Source organism: Enterobacter sp. UNJFSC 003 (genome assembly GCF_036903355.1).
Taxonomy (GTDB): domain Bacteria; phylum Pseudomonadota; class Gammaproteobacteria; order Enterobacterales; family Enterobacteriaceae; genus Enterobacter.
In genome coordinates this window covers 1-243 of the sequence record NZ_JBAKHK010000314.1, presented here as the reverse complement: position 1 = coordinate 243, position 243 = coordinate 1, and the positions used below count along the sequence as shown (strand labels likewise).

Below are 243 nucleotides of genomic sequence, written 5' to 3'. Positions count from 1 at the left end.
GATTAATGGCGTATGGCAAAAATATGCTGGTGGTCGCTGGATTGAAGCTGATGCCGGGAAGGAACTTAAAATTGATGCTGCCAGTTATGGCGCGGATAGCTGGGAGGCTCTTCAGCGTAACCTGACTACAACAGAAGGCCGTCTCGGTATGACATTTACCCAGATGGCAAATGTCCGCGATAAGTACACCACATCAATCAGCGACGATATGGTGCAGCTGGTGGACTGGATTAACAGCCAGCC

Annotated in this window: 1 protein-coding gene; it reads left to right on the top strand. The window is 50.2% G+C overall.

Annotation, left to right across the window (positions count from 1 at the left end; translation table 11 throughout):
• Positions 1–243: hypothetical protein (locus tag V5P19_RS24330; RefSeq protein WP_334408092.1), on the top strand; the 243-nt coding region annotated here is incomplete at both ends.